This is a genomic window from Amycolatopsis methanolica 239 (genome assembly GCF_000739085.1).
Taxonomy (GTDB): Bacteria; Actinomycetota; Actinomycetes; order Mycobacteriales; family Pseudonocardiaceae; genus Amycolatopsis_E; species Amycolatopsis_E methanolica.
Map to the genome: position 1 here is coordinate 2773792 of NZ_CP009110.1, position 19739 is coordinate 2793530.

Genomic DNA, 19739 nt, shown 5'->3' on the forward strand with positions numbered 1-19739 from the left:
CAGCAGCCGGAGCGCGAGACCGGCGAGTTCGCCGGATCGGGTGATCTCCAGCGGGTCGGCCGGGTAGCCCGCCAGCACGTCCGGGTCCACCAGCGTCCGGTGGTACGCGCGCCGCCCCCGCAGCATCAGCCGGCACACGCCGTCCCGCAGCTGACCGGCACCGGCGCCGCTGAGGACCAGGCCTAACGCCGTCCACACGTCCCACCGGCAGGCCCGCAGGTGCAAGCGCCGGAAGTGGTCGTGGAACCGGATGACCTCCAGCGCCGGGCGCCAGAACTGGTGTTTCCTCATGTCTCCCCCAGTGGTCCGCGATGAGGTGAACAACGTTAGGACGGAGGTACGACAATTTCGGTTCGCGACCGTCCGGCGACGCTTGGTGACCGAAAACTGTCGGTGGGGGTCGCTAGCGTGCCGGGCATGAACATCATCGAAGAGCACCGGAGCACACTCCGGGCTGGTGACACCACCTTTTCCATCGAAGTCACCGCGGTGCCGGGCGGCGGCCGTGATGCGCTTGCCGACCGCCTCGTGATCAGGGTCGGCGCCGCCGGATCCGAGGGCGAGCCGGTGGCCGACAGCCAGATCGAGGTCGCCGCCGGTGCGGCGGCGACTCTCGGCTCGGTGCTGTCGGAGACGCTGCGGCACCACGCGGCACTGCCCGATCCGGGTGGTCGAAGAGGCCGCGACCGGCCGGCGGGCCAGGGCAAGCCGTGGACGCCGGAACTCGAGCGGCGGTGGATCGCGGGGGAGAGCGTCGCGGACATCGCCCGCGAGCTCGCCCGCAGTCCCGGCGGCATCCGGGCGCGCCTGCCGCGGGTGGGGTGCGATCCGGAACGCCGCGGCGAGTACCTGCCCGATCCGCCCAGCATGCGTGCCGTGCCGGAGGGGAGCGGAGATGCGGCCTGAGCAGGACGCCACCCGATGGCGCGCTCGCATGAGCCCATCTCATCGGCCGGACACCGGAGGTGACGATGACCGCTGAGCGCTGACGCCGTACGCCCCGGCCGGTGTGACCCTGCCGGAACTCGTTTGATTGATCTTCCGCCGCAATGCATAATCATGCGTATGACGGTGAAGGTCGCGGTGGCCGGGGCGAGCGGGTACGCGGGCGGGGAAGCCCTCCGCCTGCTGCTGGCGCACCCCGAGGTCGAAATCGGTGCGGTGACGGCGGCGAGCAGCGCAGGCACACCGCTGGGTCAGCACCAGCCCCACCTGGTCCCGCTGGCCGGGCGCAACCTGCAGGAGACCAGCGCGGAGACGCTGGGCGGCCACGACGTGGTCTTCCTCGCGCTGCCGCATGGTCATTCAGCGGAGATCGCGGCCCAGCTCGGGCCCGACGTGCTGGTCGTCGACCTGGGCGCCGACCACCGCCTGGCCAGCGCGGCCGACTGGCAGCGCTGGTACGGCGGCGACCACGCCGGCACCTGGCCCTACGGCCTGCCCGAGTTGCCGGGCGCGCGCGAGAAGCTGGCCGGCACCAAGCGGATCGCCGTGCCGGGCTGCTTCCCGACCGGGGGCACGCTCGCGCTGGCCCCGGCGCTGGCGGCCGGCCTGGTGCGGCCGGAGGTGACCATCACGGCGGTGACGGGCACGTCCGGCGCCGGCAAGAGCCTCAAGCCGCACCTGCTCGGCTCCGAGGTGATGGGCTCGGCGAGCGCGTACGGCGTCGGCGGCGCGCACCGGCACACGCCCGAGTTCGCGCAGAACCTGACCGCCGTGGCCGGGGTGCCGGTGACCGTGTCGTTCACGCCGGTCCTCGCGCCGATGCCGCGCGGCATCCTCACCACGGCGAGCGCGCCGCTGGCGGGCGAGACCGACACGGCGGCGGCGCGCGCGGTGTACGAGAAGGCCTACCAGGCCGAGCCGTTCGTGCAGGTCCTGCCCGAGGGCAGCTGGCCGGTCACCTCGGCGACGCTGGGCTCGAACAACGTGCAGCTGCAGGTCGCGGTGGACGTCGACGCGGGCCGCCTGGTCGTCGTGGCCGCGATCGACAACCTGACGAAGGGCACCGCGGGCGGCGCCATCCAGTCCATGAACATCGCACTCGGTCTCCCCGAGACCACCGGCCTTCCGACAGTAGGAGTCGCACCGTGACCGTGACCGGACCGAAGGGGTTCCGCGCCGCAGGCGTGGCCGCCGGAATCAAGGCATCCGGCGCCCTGGACCTCGCGCTCGTCGTCAACGACGGGCCCGAGCAGGCGGCGGCGGGGGTCTTCACCCGCAACGTCGTCAAGGCGGCGCCGGTGCTGTGGTCCCAGGAAGTGCTGCGACACAAGCGGTTGCGCGCGGTCGTCCTCAACTCCGGTGGCGCGAACGCGGCCACCGGGCCCGGCGGCTTCCAGGACACGCACGCCACCGCCGAGAAGGTCGCCGAGCTGCTGGAGGCCGGCGCGATCGACGTCGCGGTGTGCTCGACCGGCCTGATCGGGGAGAGGCTGCCGATGCCCGCCGTGCTGTCCGGTGTGGACGCCGCGGTCAAGGCGCTGGACACCACGAGCGAGTCGGCGCTGGCCGCCGCCACCGCCGTGATGACCACCGACACCAAGCCGAAGCAGACGCTGCGGAGCCACGACGGTGGCTGGAGCGTCGGCGGTTTCGCCAAGGGCGCCGGCATGCTAGCCCCGAACCTGGCCACGATGCTGTCCGTCCTCACCACCGACGCGGTCGTCGACCCGGACGCGCTCGACGCCGCGCTGCGGGCCGCCACCCGCGTCACCTTCGACCGCCTCGACGTCGACGGCGGCACGTCCACCAACGACACCGTCCTCGTGCTCGCCTCGGGGGCCAGTGGCGTCACGCCGGGCCTGGACGAGTTCACCGACGTCCTCACCGCCGCCTGCATGGACCTCGTCCAGCAGCTGCGCGCGGACTCCGAGGGCGTCACGAAGGAGGTCGACGTCGTCGTGCGCGGCGCGGCCAGCGAGCAGGATGCGATCAACGTCGGCCGCACCGTCGCCGAGGACAACCTGGTCAAGACCGCGTTGTTCGGCTCGGACCCGAACTGGGGCCGCGTCGCGATGGCCGTCGGGCGCGCCCAGGCCGAGATCGACCCGGGCACGCTGTCGATCAGCATCAACGGCGTCACGTTGTTCGCGAACGGCACCACGGCGGCCGACCGCAGCGCGGCGGACCTGTCCGGCCGCGCCATCGAGATCGTGATCGACCTGGGCGTCGGCGCCAGCGAGGCCACGATCTTCACCACCGACCTGTCGCATGCCTACGTCGAAGAGAACAGCGCCTACTCCTCATGACTCCTCCCGAACTGGTCGCGGCCGACGACCGGATGGCCACCGCGGCCGAGAAGGCCGGCGTGCTGATCGAGGCCCTGCCGTGGCTGCAGCGGTTCCACGGCGCCACCGTCGTCGTCAAGTACGGCGGCAACGCGATGATCGACGACGAGCTCAAGCGCGCCTTCGCCCAGGACATGGTGTTCCTGCGGCTGGCCGGCCTGCGCCCGGTCGTCGTGCACGGCGGTGGCCCGCAGATCACCGCGATGCTGAGCAGGCTCGGCATCGAAGGTGAGTTCCGCGGCGGCCTGCGCGTCACCACCCCCGAGACCATGGACATCGTCCGCATGGTCCTGGTCGGGCAGGTGAGCCGCGAGCTGGTCGGGCTCATCAATGCCCACGGCCCGTACGCGGTCGGCATCTCCGGCGAGGACGCGCAGCTGTTCACCGCCGAACGCAAGCAGGCCACCGTGAACGGCGAGTCCGTCGACGTCGGCCTGGTCGGCGAGGTCGCCTCGGTCAACCCGGACGCGGTGCTGGACATCGTCAACGCGGGCCGCATCCCCGTGGTGTCCACAGTGGCCCCCGACGCCGACGGCGTGGTGCACAACGTCAACGCCGACACCGCGGCCGGCGCGCTCGCCGCCGCGCTGGACGCCGAGAAGCTGGTCGTGCTGACCGACGTCGAGGGCCTCTACGCCAACTGGCCGGACCGCTCGTCGCTGATCGACCGGATCCGCGTGGACCGGCTCGAGGAGCTGCTGCCGACCCTGGCCAGCGGCATGATCCCGAAGATGGAGGCCTGCGTGCGCGCGGTGCGCGGCGGCACCCGCCGCGCCCACGTGATCGACGGCCGCATCGCCCACTCGGTCCTGCTCGAGGTGTTCACCTCCCGCGGGATCGGCACCATGGTCCTCCCCGAACAGGAGTCCTGATGGACGAGCTCTCCTCCAACGCGGACGGCAGGCAGCACTGGCAGTCCGCGCTCATGGACAACTACGGCACCCCCGGCCTGACCCTGGTGCGCGGCGAGGGCGCCCGGGTCTGGGACGCCGACGGCGCCGAGTACGTCGACCTGGTCGGCGGCATCGCGGTCAACGCGCTGGGTCACGCCCACCCGGACATCGTGGCCGCGGTGACCGAGCAGATCACCAAGCTGGGCCACACCTCCAACCTCTACGTCAACCCGGTGACCGTCGAGCTGGCCGAGGCGCTGCTCGACGTCGCCGGCCTGACCGGACAGGGCAAGGTCCTGTTCGTCAACTCCGGCGCGGAGGCCAACGAGGCGGCGCTGAAGATCAGCAGGCTGACCGGCCGCACCAAGGTCATCGCCTGCGAGGGCGCCTTCCACGGCCGCACCATGGGCTCCCTGTCCCTGACCGGCCAGCCCGGCAAGAAGCAACCGTTCGAGCCGCTGGTCCCGGGTGTCGTGCACGTCCCGTTCGGCGACGTGGACGCCCTGCGCGAGGCCGTCGACGCCGAGACCGCCGCGGTGTTCCTCGAGCCGATCCTCGGCGAGGGCGGCGTCATTCCCGCGCCCGACGGCTACCTGCAGGCCGCGCGAGAGATCACCAAGGCCGCCGGAGCGCTGCTGGTGCTCGACGAGGTGCAGACCGGCATCGGCCGCACCGGTGACTGGTTCGCCTTCCAGCGGGCCGGGATCACCCCCGACGTCATCACCCTGGCCAAGGGCCTCGGCGGCGGCCTGCCGCTGGGCGCGGTGATCGGCGTCGGCGAGGCGGGCGAGTTGTTCAAGCCCGGCCAGCACGGCACCACGTTCGGCGGGAACCCGGTCTGCTGCGCGGCCGGGCTCGCGGTGCTGCGCGCGATCTCCCGCGACGGCCTGATCGACCACGTCTCCCGCGTGGGCAAGGACATCGCCGCCGGCGTCGAGGAGATGGCCCACCCGCTGGTCACGGGCGTGCGCGGCGCCGGCCTGCTGATCGGCATCACGCTCGCCGAGCCCGTCTCGCCCGCCGTCGCCAAGGCCGCCCAGGCCGCGGGCTACCTGGTCAACCCGGTCGCTCCCGACACGATCCGGCTGGCCCCGCCCCTGATCCTGAGCCAGGAGCAGGCCGGGGGCTTCCTCGCCGCGCTGCCCGGCGCGCTCGACACCACCACCACGAAGGACTGACTGCCCGATGCTCCGCCACTTCCTGCGCGACGACGACCTGACCCCGGACGAACAGCTCGCCGTCCTCGACCTGGCCGCCGAGCTGAAGAAGGACCCGCTGTCGAACCGGGCACTGGCCGGCCCGAAGTCGGTGGCCGTGCTGTTCGAGAAGAACTCGACACGGACGCGGCTGTCGTTCGAGGTCGGCATCGCCCAGCTGGGCGGCCACCCGATCATCGTGGACGGCCGCTCGATGCAGCTCGGCCGTGAGGAGACGATCGAGGACACCGCGCGGGTGCTCTCGCGCTACGTCGACGCCGTCGTCTGGCGCACCTTCGCCCAGCAGCGCATCGTGGCGATGGCCTCGGCCGCCACGGTCCCGGTGGTCAACGCCCTCACCGACGAGTTCCACCCGTGCCAGGTGCTGGCGGACCTGCAGACCATCCGCGAGCGCAAGGGCAAGCTGGCCGGGCTGACGCTGACCTACCTCGGCGACGGCGCCAACAACATGGCCCACTCGCTGCTGCTCGGCGGGGTCACCGCGGGCCTGCACGTGCGGGTCGTGGCGCCGGAGGGCTTTCAGCCGGACGCCGACGTGGTGACCGACGCCAAGAAGCGGGCGGCGGAGACCGGCGGCAGCGTCGGCCTGTTCACCGAGCCGCACGCCGCGGTCGAGGGCGCCGATGTCCTGGTCACCGACACCTGGACCTCTATGGGCCAGGAGAACGACGGCATGGACCGGGTCACGCCGTTCAAGAAGCTGCAGGTCAACACCGAGCTGCTGGCCGAGGCGGGGGACGACGCGATCGTGCTGCACTGCCTGCCCGCCCACCGCGGCTGGGAGATCACCGACGAGGTGATCGACGGCCCGGCCAGCGCGGTGTGGGACGAGGCCGAGAACCGCCTGCACGCCCAGAAGGCGCTGCTGGTCTGGCTCCTGGAGCAGGAGGCTTCGCGACGATGAACCGCGCCGCCCGGCAGGCCCGCATCGTCGAGCTGGTCTCGTCGATGGCCATCCGCAGCCAGACCGAGCTGGCGAAGCTGCTGGCGGCGGAGGGCGTCGAGGTCACGCAGGCTACGTTGTCCAGGGACCTCGACGAGCTGGGCGCGGTCAAGCTGCGGGGCGCGGACTCCGGTGCGCCGGTGTACGTGATCCCCGAGGACGGCAGCCCGGTGCGCGGGGTCCAGGGCGGGACGTCGCGGCTGTCCCGGCTGCTTGCGGAGCTGATGGTGTCGGTGGACTCGTCCGGGAACCTGACGGTGCTGCGCACCCCGCCGGGCGCGGCGCAGTTCCTGGCCAGCGCGATCGACCGGGCCGCGCTGGAGGAGGTGGTCGGGTCGATCGCGGGCGACGACACCGTCGCGGTGATCGCCAGGGAGCCGCTCACCGGCCGGGACCTGGCCGACCGGTTCTCGGCGCTGGCGCGGCGTTCCTCTACTTTGGACTTGCACGACGACGGATGAGCGAAGGCTGAGACGAACACATGGCAGACAACGGCCAACCGGGGATCGCGCTCTGGGGCGGGCGCTTCAGCAGCGGACCGGCCGAGGCGATGGCGGCGCTGAGCGCGTCGACCCACTTCGACTGGCGGCTGGCGCCCTACGACATCGCCGGTTCCCGGGCCCACGCCAGGGTGCTGCACCGGGCCGGTCTCCTCACCGAGGACGAGCTGACCCGGATGCTCGCCGCGCTGGACGCGCTCGCCACGGACGTCGCCTCGGGTGAGTTCACGCCGACGGTCGCCGACGAGGACGTGCACACCGCGCTCGAGCGCGGCCTGATCGAGCGCGCCGGCGCCGAGCTGGGTGGCAAGCTACGTGCCGGCCGGTCCCGCAACGACCAGGTCGCCACCCTGTTCCGGATGTGGCTGCGCGACGCGGGCAAGCGCGTCGCGGCCGGCACGCTGGACGTCGTCGACGCCCTGGTCGCCCAGGCGCGCCGCCACCCGGACGCGATCCTGCCGGGCCGCACCCACCTCCAGCACGCCCAGCCGGTGCTGCTGGCGCACCACCTGCTCGCGCACGCGCAGTCGCTGCTGCGTGACGTGAGCCGGCTGCGCGACTGGGACGCCCGCACGGCCGAGTCGCCCTACGGTTCGGGCGCGCTGGCCGGGTCGTCGCTCGGGCTCGACCCGGAGGCCGTGGCGGCCGAGCTGGGTTTCGCCACCAGCGTGGACAACTCGATCGACGGCACCGCGTCCCGCGACTTCGCCGCCGAGTTCGCGTTCGTGCTGGCCATGCTGGGTGTGAACCTCTCCCGCCTCGCCGAAGAGGTCATTATCTGGAACACCGCCGAGTTCGGCTACGTGACGCTCGACGACGCGTGGGCGACCGGCAGTTCGATCATGCCGCAGAAGAAGAACCCCGACGTCGCCGAGCTGACGCGCGGCAAGTCCGGACGGCTGATCGGCAACCTGACCGGCCTGCTCGCCACGCTCAAGGGCATGCCGCTGGCCTACAACCGGGACCTGCAGGAGGACAAGGAACCGGTCTTCGACTCGGTCGAGCAGCTGGAGCTGCTGTTCCCGGCCATCGCCGGGATGGTCGGCACCCTAACCTTCCACACCGGGCGCCTGGCCGAGCTCGCCCCGGCCGGTTTCACGCTCGCCACCGACATCGCCGAGTGGCTGGTGCGGCAGGGCGTGCCGTTCCGCGTCGCGCACGAAGCGGCGGGGGAGTGTGTGCGGGTGGCCGAGGCGCGCGGCGCGGGCCTCGACGAGCTCACCGACGAGGAGCTGGAGAAGATCAGTCCGGCGCTCACCCCGCGGGTGCGGGAGGTGCTGACCGTCGAGGGCTCGGTGGCTTCCCGCGACGCCCGCGGCGGCACCGCCCCGGCACGCGTGGCCGAGCAGCTGGAGCGGCTCGTCGCGCGGGTCGCCGACCACCGGCAGTGGATCGGGTGAACCTCGACCACCTGGTCTACGCGACACCGGACCTCGCCGGGACGGTGGCGGACCTGCGCGGGCGCGGGATCGACCTCGTGCCCGGCGGCCCGCACCCGGGGCGCGGCACGCGAAACCACCTGACCGGGCTCGGCGACGGGGCCTACCTGGAGGTCATCGGCCCCGACCCGGAGCAGGAGGCGCCGGACGGGCCGCGCTGGTTCGGCATCGACGACCTGGCCGGTCCGCGGCTGGCCGCCTGGGCGGTCCGGGTGCCGGATCTGGCCGCGGCGCTGGTGCGGTCGCGCGCCGCCGGCTACTCGTTCGGCGACCCGCGGCCGATGTCGCGACGGCGGCCGGACGGCGTGCTGCTGAGCTGGTCGATGGCCTTTCCCGTGGAGGCCGGGGAAGTGGTGCCGTTCCTCATCGACTGGCAGGACTCGCCGCACCCGGGCGAAAACCTGCCCGTGAGCGCCTCGCTGGAGTCGCTGACCGGGGTTCACCCCGACCCGGGCCTGGTCGCGGGCCCGCTCGCCGCGGTGGACGCCGCGCTGACGGTCGTCACCGGCCCCGCCCCGCGGCTGGAGGCGGTGCTCGCCACGCCCGGCGGCCAGGTGGTGCTGCGATGACCGGACGCCTGTTCAAACGCGAGGAGCTGGCGATCGACCCGGTCGACCTGGCCCGCGTCCTGCTCGGTTCGGTGCTGGAGTGCGCGAGTCCCGCGGGCGTCGTGCGCGCGCGGCTGGTCGAGGTGGAGGCCTACCGCGGGGAGGACGATCCCGCGTCGCACTGCTACCGCGGGCGCACCGCACGCAACACGGTCATGTGGGGCCCCGCAGGTCACCTGTACGTGTACTTCGTCTACGGCATGCACTTCTGCGCCAACGTGGTCGGCCGGGAGGACGGCGAGGCGGGAGCGGTGCTGTTGCGCGCCGCCGAGATCACCGAGGGGGCCGATGTGGCGCGGTCCCGGCGCAAGGCCGCGCGCACGGACGTCGAGCTGGCCCGCGGGCCGGCCCGGCTGACCTCCGCGCTCGGCATCGGCCCGCAGCACAACGGAGCCGACCTGGTGGACCCGCATTCGCCGGTGCGCCTGCTGACGGGGGAGGAGGTGCCCGCCGAGCGCGTCCGGTCCGGCCCGCGGGTCGGGGTGGCGGCGGCGATGGACACCCCGTGGCGGTTCTGGATCGACGACTCCCCTGCCGTGTCGCTCTACCGGCGCGGCGGACGGGCCCGCCCCGCCAAATAGTCCGTTGACCTCGTAGGAGAGTATCGAGCCGTGAGCGAACACATCCTCGACGAACTGTCCTGGCGTGGGCTGATCGCGCAGTCCACCGACATCGACGCGCTGCGGAAGGACCTGGACGCCGGTCCGCTCACCCTCTATGGCGGCTTCGACCCGACCGCGGAAAGCCTGCACGCCGGCCACCTCGTCCAGCTGCTGACGCTCGCCCGGTTCCAGCAGGCCGGCCACCGGCCGATCGTGCTCGGTGGGGGAGCGACCGGGCAGATCGGCGACCCGCGCGACATCGGTGAGCGCTCGCTGGTCACGCCCGAGGTGACCGCCGCCCGCCTGGAGAAGATCCGGGTGCAGCTGGAGAAGTTCGTGACCTTCGACGACTCGCCGACCGGGGCGATCGTCGAGAACAACCTGAACTGGTTCAAGGACGTGTCGGCGCTGGACTTCCTGCGGGACGTCGGCAAGCACTTCTCGGTGAACGTGATGCTGGCGCGGGAGACGGTGAAGCGGCGCCTGGCCTCCGACGGCATCTCCTACACCGAGTTCAGCTACCTGCTCCTGCAGTCCTACGACTACCTGACGCTGTTCCGGAAGTACGGGACGAAGCTGCAGATCGGCGGCTCGGACCAGTGGGGCAACATCGTCGGCGGGGTGGACTACATCCGCAAGGTCGACGGCGCGAGCGTGCACGCGCTGACCACACCGCTGGTCACCGACTCCGAGGGCCGCAAGTTCGGCAAGTCCACCGGGGGCGGGAACCTCTGGCTCGACCCGGAGTTGACCTCGCCGTACGCGTGGTTCCAGTACTTCGTGAACGTCGCGGACTCCGACGTCCTGCCCTACCTGCGCATGCTGACGTTCGTGCCGCGCGAGGAGATCGACGAGATCGCGCGGCTGACCGAGGAGAAGCCGCACCTGCGGGCCGGTCAGCGCCGGCTCGCCGAGGAGCTGACCACGCTCGTGCACGGGGAGGACCAGACACGCCAGGTCATCGCCGCGAGCCAGGCCCTGTTCGGCCGCGGTGAGCTGGCGGAGCTGGACGCCCGCACGCTCGACGCGGTCATGGCCGAGGTGCCGGTGGGCGAGGTGCGGCTCGCGGACGAGCCGACGATCGTCGACCTCCTCGTGGCCACGGGTCTCGTGGACAGCAAGGGCGCGGCGCGCCGCACCGTGAAGGAGGGCGGCGCGTACGTGAACAACGCGAAGATCGCCGACGAGGAGTGGCGGCCGGAGCGGGCGGACGCGCTGCACGGGACGTGGCTCGTGGTCCGCCGGGGCAAGCGGAACACCGCTGGGGTCAAATTACTGGCCTGACCAGGGGAAACGCGGTTAAGGGACCCCCCTGTTCGGGCCCCATTTCGGGGCATGTAATCTTCTCTTCGTCGCCAGGGAGACCGGGCCGGGGCCGAGAGCCCCAGGAGCGCGGGGTACCGGGCGGGGGGTCACGAACCAAGCTCCCACCGATGGTGGTAGAGTGGGTGACCGCCGCCGGATGAAACCACAGCGTAATTGGAGTTGCGAGACTTCGTGCGCTGGAGGGGTCGTCGGGTGACACAACAAAGCGTGTTGTTTGAGAACTCAACAGTGTATTGATGAGCTAAAGCCAGTTGATTAGCTAGAACCCTTTGTGGGTTCCTTTGAGGCTATGAGAATAGCCGGGTTTGATTTTCTGACATTGTTGGAGAGTTTGATCCTGGCTCAGGACGAACGCTGGCGGCGTGCTTAACACATGCAAGTCGAACGCTGAAGCATCTTCGGGTGTGGATGAGTGGCGAACGGGTGAGTAACACGTGGGTAACCTGCCCTGTACTTTGGGATAAGCCCTGGAAACGGGGTCTAATACCGAATATGACCTGTCGAGGCATCTCGGTGGGTGGAAAGTTTCGGCGGTACGGGATGGGCCCGCGGCCTATCAGCTTGTTGGTGGGGTAGTGGCCTACCAAGGCGACGACGGGTAGCCGGCCTGAGAGGGTGACCGGCCACACTGGGACTGAGACACGGCCCAGACTCCTACGGGAGGCAGCAGTGGGGAATATTGCACAATGGGCGGAAGCCTGATGCAGCGACGCCGCGTGAGGGATGACGGCCTTCGGGTTGTAAACCTCTTTCGCCAGGGACGAAGCGTAAGTGACGGTACCTGGAGAAGAAGCACCGGCTAACTACGTGCCAGCAGCCGCGGTAATACGTAGGGTGCAAGCGTTGTCCGGAATTATTGGGCGTAAAGAGCTCGTAGGCGGCTTGTCGCGTCTGCTGTGAAAATCCGGGGCTTAACTCCGGACCTGCAGTGGATACGGGCAGGCTTGAGTTCGGTAGGGGAGACTGGAATTCCTGGTGTAGCGGTGAAATGCGCAGATATCAGGAGGAACACCGGTGGCGAAGGCGGGTCTCTGGGCCGATACTGACGCTGAGGAGCGAAAGCGTGGGGAGCGAACAGGATTAGATACCCTGGTAGTCCACGCTGTAAACGTTGGGCGCTAGGTGTGGGCGACTTCCACGTTGTCCGTGCCGTAGCTAACGCATTAAGCGCCCCGCCTGGGGAGTACGGCCGCAAGGCTAAAACTCAAAGGAATTGACGGGGGCCCGCACAAGCGGCGGAGCATGTGGATTAATTCGATGCAACGCGAAGAACCTTACCTGGGCTTGACATGCACTGGAAACCGGCAGAGATGTCGGCCCCCTTGTGGCCGGTGTGCAGGTGGTGCATGGCTGTCGTCAGCTCGTGTCGTGAGATGTTGGGTTAAGTCCCGCAACGAGCGCAACCCTTGTCCTGTGTTGCCAGCGCGTAATGGCGGGGACTCGCGGGAGACTGCCGGGGTCAACTCGGAGGAAGGTGGGGATGACGTCAAGTCATCATGCCCCTTATGTCCAGGGCTTCACACATGCTACAATGGCTGGTACAGAGGGCTGCGATACCGTGAGGTGGAGCGAATCCCTTAAAGCCGGTCTCAGTTCGGATCGCAGTCTGCAACTCGACTGCGTGAAGTCGGAGTCGCTAGTAATCGCAGATCAGCAACGCTGCGGTGAATACGTTCCCGGGCCTTGTACACACCGCCCGTCACGTCATGAAAGTCGGTAACACCCGAAGCCCATGGCCCAACCCCTTGTGGGAGGGAGTGGTCGAAGGTGGGACTGGCGATTGGGACGAAGTCGTAACAAGGTAGCCGTACCGGAAGGTGCGGCTGGATCACCTCCTTTCTAAGGAGCAATTCACTTCCATCCCTTGGGGATGGAGTGGCTGAGTCTAGTGCCCGAGTGTGGTGCTGCTCAGACGCTCAAGGAATTGTGGACGGCTGGCTGATGCTCATCGGGGGATGGAGGTTCTGGTTTAGTACTGTCGGTAACGGCGTGGAACGACTGGAGCGAAGTCCGCTGGTGGGTGCTTGTTGGTACGCTGTTGGGTCCTGAGGCAACACGGTGTGTTGTTTCTGGGTGTGGTGTTTGAGAATTGCAGAGTGGATGCGAGCATCTTTGTGGTCAAGTTGTTAAGGGCACATGGTGGATGTCTTGGCATCAGGAGCCGATGAAGGACGTGGGAGGCTGCGATAAGCCTCGGGGAGCTGTCAACCGAGCTGTGATCCGAGGGTGTCCGAATGGGGAAACCCAGCACCTGTTATGAGGTGTTACCCGTACCTGAATATATAGGGTACGTGGGGGGAACGCGGGGAAGTGAAACATCTCAGTACCCGTAGGAAGAGAAAACACTAGTGATTCCGTGAGTAGTGGCGAGCGAAAGCGGAGGAGGCTAAACCGTGCGCATGTGATACCTGTCAGGGGTTGTGTGTGCGGGGTTGTGGGACCTGCCTTCCAGGAGCTGACACTCCTGGCACGATGCTGCATGGCTAGTGGAACCGCCTGGGATGGTGGACCGGAGTGGGTGAGAGTCCCGTACGCGAAAGCTGTGTTGGTGTGGTGTGGTGGTGTTCCCGAGTAGCAGCGAGCTCGTGGAATTTGCTGTGAATCTGCCGGGACCACTCGGTAAGCCTAAATACTTCCTGGTGACCGATAGCGGACGAGTACCGTGAGGGAAAGATGAAAAGTACCCCGGGAGGGGAGTGAAAGAGTACCTGAAACCGTGTGCCTACAAGCCGTCAGGGCCATCTTTGTGATGGTGATGGCGTGCCTTTTGAAGAATGAGCCTGCGAGTTAGTGCTGCGTGGCGAGGTTAACCCGTGTGGGGTAGCCGTAGCGAAAGCGAGTCTGAATAGGGCGTGTGAGTCGCGTGGTCTAGACCCGAAGCGGAGTGATCTACCCATGGCCAGGCTGAAGCGAGGGTAAGACCTCGTGGAGGGCCGAACCCACCAGGGTTGAAAACCTGGGGGATGAGTTGTGGGTAGGGGTGAAAGGCCAATCAAACTCCGTGATAGCTGGTTCTCCCCGAAATGCATTTAGGTGCAGCGTCGCATGTTTCGTGGTGGGGGTAGAGCTACTGGATGGCCTAGGGGCCTTACCGGGTTACCGAAGTCAACCAAACTCCGAATACCATCACGTGAGAGTGCGGCAGTGAGACGGCGGGGGATAAGCTTCGTCGTCGAGAGGGAAACAGCCCAGAACACCGGCTAAGGCCCCTAAGTGTGTGCTTAGTGGGAAAGGATGTGGGGTCGCTGAGACAACCAGGAGGTTGGCTTAGAAGCAGCCACCCTTGAAAGAGTGCGTAATAGCTCACTGGTCAAGTGGTCCTGCGCCGATAATGTAGCGGGGCTGAAGTACACCGCCGAAGCCGTGTCAATAACACATTACATCGGTTTTCATCTTCGGGTGATTATCTAGTGGTGTTGTTGGGTAGGGGAGCGTCCTGCATCCAGGGAAGCGGCCGTGGAAGCGAGTCGTGGAGGGTGTGGGAGTGAGAATGCAGGCATGAGTAGCGAATGCAGAGTGAGAAACTCTGCCGCCGGATGACCAAGGGTTCCTGGGTCAAGTTAATCTGCCCAGGGTAAGTCGGGACCTAAGGCGAGGCCGACAGGCGTAGTCGATGGACAACGGGTTGATATTCCCGTACCCGCGTATGTTCGCCCATGATGAGGCGCATGATACTAACCGCCCTGAACTGTGAGGCTCTTCGGAGTTGATCGGGGACGCGCGGGACCTGAGTGTGTAGTAGTCAAGCGATGGGGTGACGCAGGAAGGTAGCTCCGCCAGTGAGTGGTTGTACTGGTGTAAGCGTGTAGCCTGGGACATAGGCAAATCCGTGTCCCGTTGAGGGTGAGACGTGATGCGTAGCCGTTGAGGCGAAGTAGGGTGATCCTCTGCTGCCGAGAAAAGCCTCTAGCGAGAACATGTGCGGCCCGTACCCCAAACCGACACAGGTGGTCAGGTAGAGAATACTAAGGCGGTCGGGTGAACTGTGGTTAAGGAACTCGGCAAAATGCCCCCGTAACTTCGGGAGAAGGGGGGCCAAAGCACTTGAAGCCCTTTGCGGGCTAGGGTGAGTTGGCCGCAGAGACCAGCGGAAAGCGACTGTTTACTAAAAACACAGGTCCATGCGAAGTCGTAAGACGAGGTATATGGACTGACGCCTGCCCGGTGCTGGAACGTTAAGAGGACCGGTTAGCTCCCTTTGGGGGCGAAGCTGAGAATTTAAGCGCCAGTAAACGGCGGTGGTAACTATAACCATCCTAAGGTAGCGAAATTCCTTGTCGGGTAAGTTCCGACCTGCACGAATGGCGTAACGACTTTCCGGCTGTCTCAACCACAGGCCCGGTGAAATTGCACTACGAGTAAAGATGCTCGTTACGCGCGGCAGGACGGAAAGACCCCGGGACCTTTACTATAGCTTGGTATTGGTTTTCGGTTCGGCTTGTGTAGGATAGGTGGGAGACTGTGAAGCGGGGACGCTAGTTCTCGTGGAGTCGTTGTTGAAATACCACTCTGGTCGGATTGGGAATCTAACCTAGGGCCCTGATCGGGTTCAGGGACAGTGCCTGGTGGGTAGTTTAACTGGGGCGGTTGCCTCCTAAAAGGTAACGGAGGCGCCCAAAGGTTCCCTCAGCCTGGTTGGCAATCAGGTGTTGAGTGTAAGTGCACAAGGGAGCTTGACTGTGAGACTGACGGGTCGAGCAGGTGCGAAAGCAGGGACTAGTGATCCGGCATCTCCTGGTGGAAGGGATGTCGCTCAACGGATAAAAGGTACCCCGGGGATAACAGGCTGATCTTGCCCAAGAGTCCATATCGACGGCATGGTTTGGCACCTCGATGTCGGCTCGTCGCATCCTGGGGCCGGAGTAGGTCCCAAGGGTTGGGCTGTTCGCCCATTAAAGCGGCACGCGAGCTGGGTTTAGAACGTCGTGAGACAGTTCGGTCCCTATCCGCCGCGCGCGTAGGAGACTTGAGGAAGGCTGTCCCTAGTACGAGAGGACCGGGACGGACGAACCTCTGGTATGCCAGTTGTCACGCCAGTGGCATGGCTGGTTAGCTACGTTCGGAAGGGATAACCGCTGAAGGCATCTAAGCGGGAAGCCTGTTCCTAGATGAGGTCTCCCACCCCTTTGTGGGTTAAGGCCCCCAAGAGACGATTGGGTTGATAGGCCAGACATGGACGCACAGTAATGTGTTTTTGAGTGGACTGGTACTAATAGGCCGAGGACTTGCCCACAAAGCTGCTACGCATCCGCTCTGCAACTCTGAAACACCACACCAGTTGGAACATCTCTGGTGTTGTTTCGGAGAGTTTCGGTGGTTATGGCGGTAGGGAAACGCCCGGTCCCATTCCGAACCCGGAAGCTAAGCCTGCCAGCGCCGATGGTACTGCACCCCCGCGGGTGTGGGAGAGTAGGACACCGCCGAACACCCTTTCCCAAGGGCCCGTTAGGATAGCCGATTGGCTCGCCTGACGGGCCTTTGGTGTGTTTACTGATCTTCACAACCTAGAAAGAGGAGGCCCAGGTGGCGGACTTCGGGCGGCGCGACTTCGACGGCGCTGCATCCGATCGCCCCCGGCGCCGCGATACGGCTCCCGGCGCAGGACGATCGGGAGCGCAGCGAGGCACCCCGCGAGGCAAGGCGGGACAGGGTGGCCGGTCGGGCGGATATGGCCGGCAGGACGACAAACGATCCGGCGGACGCGACTTCGGCGACCGCCGAGGCGGCGAGAGCAACCGCTCGAGCTGGAACCGCGACGACGACCGCCGCGGGAACAACCGCGGCGCCGACGACCGGCGTGGCGACCGCCCGGGCTGGAACCGAGACGAAAACCGCCGCGGCGGCTGGAACCGCGATGACAGCCGTGGCGGCCGCCCGTCCGAGGGGCGCGGTGGCGGGAACCGGGACGACAAGCGTGGCGGCCGCCCCTCCGAAGGGCGCGGTGGCGGGAACCGCGACGACAAGCGTGGCGAGCGCTCCTTCGACAACCGTGGCGGCCGCCCCTCCGAAGGGCGTGGCGGCTGGAACCGCGACGACAAGCGTGGCGGGCGTCCGTCCGAGGGCCGTGGCGGTGAGCGCCGGGACGTCAACCGCGGTGAGCGTTCGTTCGACAACCGCGGGGGCCGTTCGTCCGAGGGGCGCGGCGGCTGGAACCGCGATGCCAACCGTGGTGGGCGCTCGTTCGACAACCGTGGCGGGCGTGACGACCGGCGCGGTGGCCACTCCTCCGAGGGGCGCCGCGACTTCGACCGTGGCGGCCGGTCCGCCGAGGGCCGCGACGAGCGTCGCGACTTCAACCGCGGCGGCCGCTCGTCCGAGGGCCGTGGTGGCGAGCGTCGCGACTTCAACCGTGGTGGGCGTTCGTTCGACAGCCGTGGCGGTCGTTCTTCCGAGGGGCGCCGCGACGAGCAGCGCGGTGGCCGCTCCTTCGACGAGCGTCGTGGGGAGCGGCCGGGCTGGAAGCGCGACGACGACCGGCGTGGCGGCGGCTACGGCAAGCGGGACGACGACCGTTCCGGCCCGCGCCGTGACGACACCCGGTCCGGCGGGCGCCGGTTCGACGACCGCGACTCCGGCCGGACGCGCGGCAAGTTCGACCGGGACGACCGGCCGGGCTGGAAGCGCGACGAACGGTCCGAGGCTGCCGCGGAAACGACGGAGGAGCGGCCGGACGAGGCTCCGGCCCTGAACTCCGAGGCCGCCGCGATCAGCGAGGGCGAGACCGCCGCCAAGGCGGACACGACCGGCACCGAGCTCGTGGACGCTACCGGCGCTGCCGGTGACGACAGCACCTTCGAGGAGCGCGCTGCGGACACCCTGGACGGAAGCGCGGGCGCTGCCGACCGAGAGGCCGCGGGCAGGCCCGGCGACGATGCCGCGGGCAGGCCCGCCCCGCACGTCGGCGAGGCCGGTGCGAGCACCGCGGCCAGGCCCGGCGCTGACTCCGCCGCCAGGCCTGGTGAGGGCGCCGGCACCGCTGACCAGGACACCGCGAACCTCCCGGACCCGGACATCGTCGCCGAAGACGTCGCCGACGGCTTCGGCGACGAGGACATTGCGGACGGCCTCGGCGAGGACGAGACCATCGAGCCGGTGGCCGCGCCGGTCGCCCGGGAGGACGACGTCGAAATCGCCGACGCCGAGTTCCGCGACGCGCGCCGCGAGGAGCGCCGGTCCTTCGACGACCGCCGGGGCAAGCGGGGTGGCCGGGACCTCGACGACGCGGCCCTCGCGCGGGAACTGCTCGAAGCCCCGGAACTGCCCGAGGACATCGAGTACAGCGACCTCGACCCGGACGTCCGGCGCGAGCTCCGCTCCCTGCCGAAGTCGCTCGCCGAGACCGTGGGCAAACATCTCGTCGCGGCGGGCAACCTCATCGACACCGACCCCGAGGCCGCCCTGGCGCACGCCAAGTACGCCAAGACCCGGGCCTCCCGGATCCCCATCGTCCGCGAGGCGCTCGGCCTGGTGTCCTACCACGCCGGCCGCTGGCAGGAAGCCCTGGCCGAGCTGCGGGCCGTCCGCCGGATGACCCACACCGACCAGCACATCGCCGTCATCGCCGACGCCGAACGGGCCCTCGGCCGCCCCGAGCGGGCCCTCGACCTCGCCAAGGAGATGCAGGGCCGCAAGCTGCCGCGCGACGTCGAGATCGAGCTGAAGATCGTCGCCGCCGGGGCGCGGCGCGACCTCGGCCAGGTGGACGCCGCCGTGGTCTCCCTGCAGGGCGACGACCTCGACCCGCGCAAGCGCGACCCGTGGAGCGCCCGGCTGTTCTACGCCTACGCGGACAACCTCGTCGCGGCCGACCGCACCGAGGAAGCCCTCCGCTGGTTCCTGCACGCCGCCGAGGCCGACACCGACGACGAGACCGACGCCGCCGAGCGCGCCGCGGAGCTCGCGAATGGCTGACACCCTCCAGGCCGACTACGACGCGTTCCTGTTCGACCTCGACGGAACTGTCTACCACGGCCCCCGGCCCATCCCGGGGGCCGCGGCGGCGATCCGGCAGCTGCGCGACCAGGGCGCCGCGGTCCGCTTCGTCACCAACAACGCCTCCAAGGCGCCCGGTGACGTCGCGGACCACCTCCGCGCGCTCGACATCGACGCCACCCCGGACGAGGTCAGCACCAGCGCCCAGGCCGCCGCCCGGCTGCTCGGCGAGCGGCTGCCCGCCGGCGCGGTCGTCCTCGTCGTCGGCACCGACGCCCTCGCCGGCGAGATCACCGCCGCGGGGCTGCGGCCCGTGCGCGAAGCCGGGGACGACGTCGCCGCCGTCGTGCAGGGCCACAACCCCGCCACCGGCTGGGCCGACCTCGCCGAGGCGTGCGTCGCCATCCGCGGCGGCGCCCTGTGGGTCGCCTGCAACGTCGACACCACCCTGCCCACCGAACGCGGCCTGCTGCCCGGGAACGGCTCGATGGTCGCCGCCCTGCGCACGGCAACCGGCGCCACCCCCGAGGTCGCGGGCAAACCCGAGGCGCCGCTGTTCCACACCGCCGCGAAGTCGGCGAACGCGAGCCGTCCGCTCGCGATCGGGGACCGGCTGGACACCGACATCGCGGGCGCGGTCACCGCGGGCATGGACTCGCTGTGCGTGCTCACCGGCGTCGCGACCCCCGCCACCCTCGTCACCGCGGTCCCCGCCGAACGGCCGACCTACCTGGGCGCCGACCTCGGCGCCCTCACCGAACCTGCGGACGAACTGCGCGTCGCCCCGCAGGCCGGCTGGGACGTCCGCCGCGACGGGGACACGCTCGTCGTGACCGGCGACGGCGACCCGCTGGCCCTGCTGCGCACCCTCTGCGCCGTCGCTTGGGACACCGGCGTCACCGGCATCACGCCAGGGGACGGCCGAGCCGGAAAAATCCTCGCGGAGCTGGGGCTGCCGTCCGGCGGCCGACCGATCCGTTAGCGTGGTG

The 19739-nt window shown here is 68.6% G+C and carries 13 protein-coding genes, 3 rRNA genes and 1 pseudogene; 16 read left to right on the forward strand and 1 reads right to left on the reverse strand.

Annotated features, from left to right (window positions below; translation table 11 throughout):
- Positions 1-63: 63 nt before the first annotated feature.
- Positions 64-291 (reverse strand): annotated as a pseudogene (locus tag AMETH_RS42565) (DUF4240 domain-containing protein); the annotation flags it as partial.
- A 126-nt stretch (positions 292-417) separates the two neighbouring features.
- Here AMETH_RS42565 and AMETH_RS13345 point away from each other — a divergent pair.
- From AMETH_RS13345 to AMETH_RS13420, 16 genes are all read left to right on the forward strand, one after another.
- Positions 418-906, forward strand: coding sequence for a helix-turn-helix domain containing protein (locus tag AMETH_RS13345; RefSeq protein WP_017981987.1), 489 nt, complete (start codon positions 418-420; stop codon positions 904-906).
- A gap of 159 nt (positions 907-1065) precedes the next feature.
- The gene (gene argC, locus AMETH_RS13350) at positions 1066-2094 is read left to right on the forward strand and encodes an N-acetyl-gamma-glutamyl-phosphate reductase (RefSeq protein WP_017981988.1); all 1029 of its coding nucleotides are present in this window, start codon (positions 1066-1068) and stop codon (positions 2092-2094) included.
- On the forward strand, positions 2091-3251 hold the full coding sequence (gene argJ / locus AMETH_RS13355) for a bifunctional glutamate N-acetyltransferase/amino-acid acetyltransferase ArgJ (protein WP_017981989.1): 1161 nt from the start codon (positions 2091-2093) through the stop codon (positions 3249-3251). The genes argC and argJ overlap by 4 nt, the downstream gene beginning before the upstream one ends.
- The gene (argB, locus tag AMETH_RS13360) at positions 3248-4162 is read left to right on the forward strand and encodes an acetylglutamate kinase (RefSeq protein WP_017981990.1); all 915 of its coding nucleotides are present in this window, start codon (positions 3248-3250) and stop codon (positions 4160-4162) included. Before argJ ends, argB begins: the two co-directional genes overlap by 4 nt.
- A complete protein-coding gene (locus AMETH_RS13365; protein WP_017981991.1) occupies positions 4162-5361 on the forward strand; it encodes an acetylornithine transaminase in 1200 nt (399 codons plus the stop codon). Before argB ends, AMETH_RS13365 begins: the two co-directional genes overlap by 1 nt.
- Positions 5362-5368: 7 nt before the next feature.
- On the forward strand, positions 5369-6304 hold the full coding sequence (gene argF, locus AMETH_RS13370; RefSeq protein WP_017981992.1) for an ornithine carbamoyltransferase: 936 nt from the start codon (positions 5369-5371) through the stop codon (positions 6302-6304).
- On the forward strand, positions 6301-6804 hold the full coding sequence (locus AMETH_RS13375; protein ID WP_017981993.1) for an arginine repressor: 504 nt from the start codon (positions 6301-6303) through the stop codon (positions 6802-6804). The genes argF and AMETH_RS13375 overlap by 4 nt, the downstream gene beginning before the upstream one ends.
- Before the next feature lie 20 nt (positions 6805-6824).
- Entirely contained in the window at positions 6825-8243 is a 1419-nt protein-coding gene (argH, locus tag AMETH_RS13380; RefSeq protein WP_017981994.1) for an argininosuccinate lyase, read from the forward strand.
- Positions 8240-8851 carry a VOC family protein gene (locus AMETH_RS13385; protein ID WP_156131660.1) on the forward strand — a complete coding sequence of 204 codons (612 nt, stop codon included), beginning with the start codon at positions 8240-8242 and terminating at the stop codon, positions 8849-8851. Before argH ends, AMETH_RS13385 begins: the two co-directional genes overlap by 4 nt.
- A complete protein-coding gene (locus tag AMETH_RS13390) occupies positions 8848-9471 on the forward strand; it encodes a DNA-3-methyladenine glycosylase (RefSeq protein ID WP_017981996.1) in 624 nt (207 codons plus the stop codon). Before AMETH_RS13385 ends, AMETH_RS13390 begins: the two co-directional genes overlap by 4 nt.
- Before the next feature lie 30 nt (positions 9472-9501).
- The gene (gene tyrS / locus AMETH_RS13395) at positions 9502-10776 is read left to right on the forward strand and encodes a tyrosine--tRNA ligase (RefSeq protein WP_017981997.1); all 1275 of its coding nucleotides are present in this window, start codon (positions 9502-9504) and stop codon (positions 10774-10776) included.
- Positions 10777-11137: 361 nt separating this feature from the next.
- Positions 11138-12657: ribosomal RNA gene (locus tag AMETH_RS13400) — 16S ribosomal RNA — on the forward strand.
- Between the two features lie 277 nt (positions 12658-12934).
- A 23S ribosomal RNA gene (locus AMETH_RS13405) occupies positions 12935-16051 on the forward strand.
- A gap of 76 nt (positions 16052-16127) precedes the next feature.
- A 5S ribosomal RNA gene (rrf, locus tag AMETH_RS13410) occupies positions 16128-16244 on the forward strand.
- The 16S, 23S and 5S rRNA genes sit together here, the layout of an rRNA operon.
- Before the next feature lie 97 nt (positions 16245-16341).
- Complete coding sequence (locus tag AMETH_RS40090) at positions 16342-18729, forward strand: hypothetical protein (RefSeq protein WP_223843143.1); 2388 nt, start codon at positions 16342-16344, stop codon at positions 18727-18729.
- Positions 18722-19732: an HAD-IIA family hydrolase gene (locus AMETH_RS13420; RefSeq protein WP_017981998.1), complete on the forward strand. Its 1011-nt coding sequence runs from the start codon at positions 18722-18724 to the stop codon at positions 19730-19732. Before AMETH_RS40090 ends, AMETH_RS13420 begins: the two co-directional genes overlap by 8 nt.
- Positions 19733-19739: the final 7 nt, after the last annotated feature.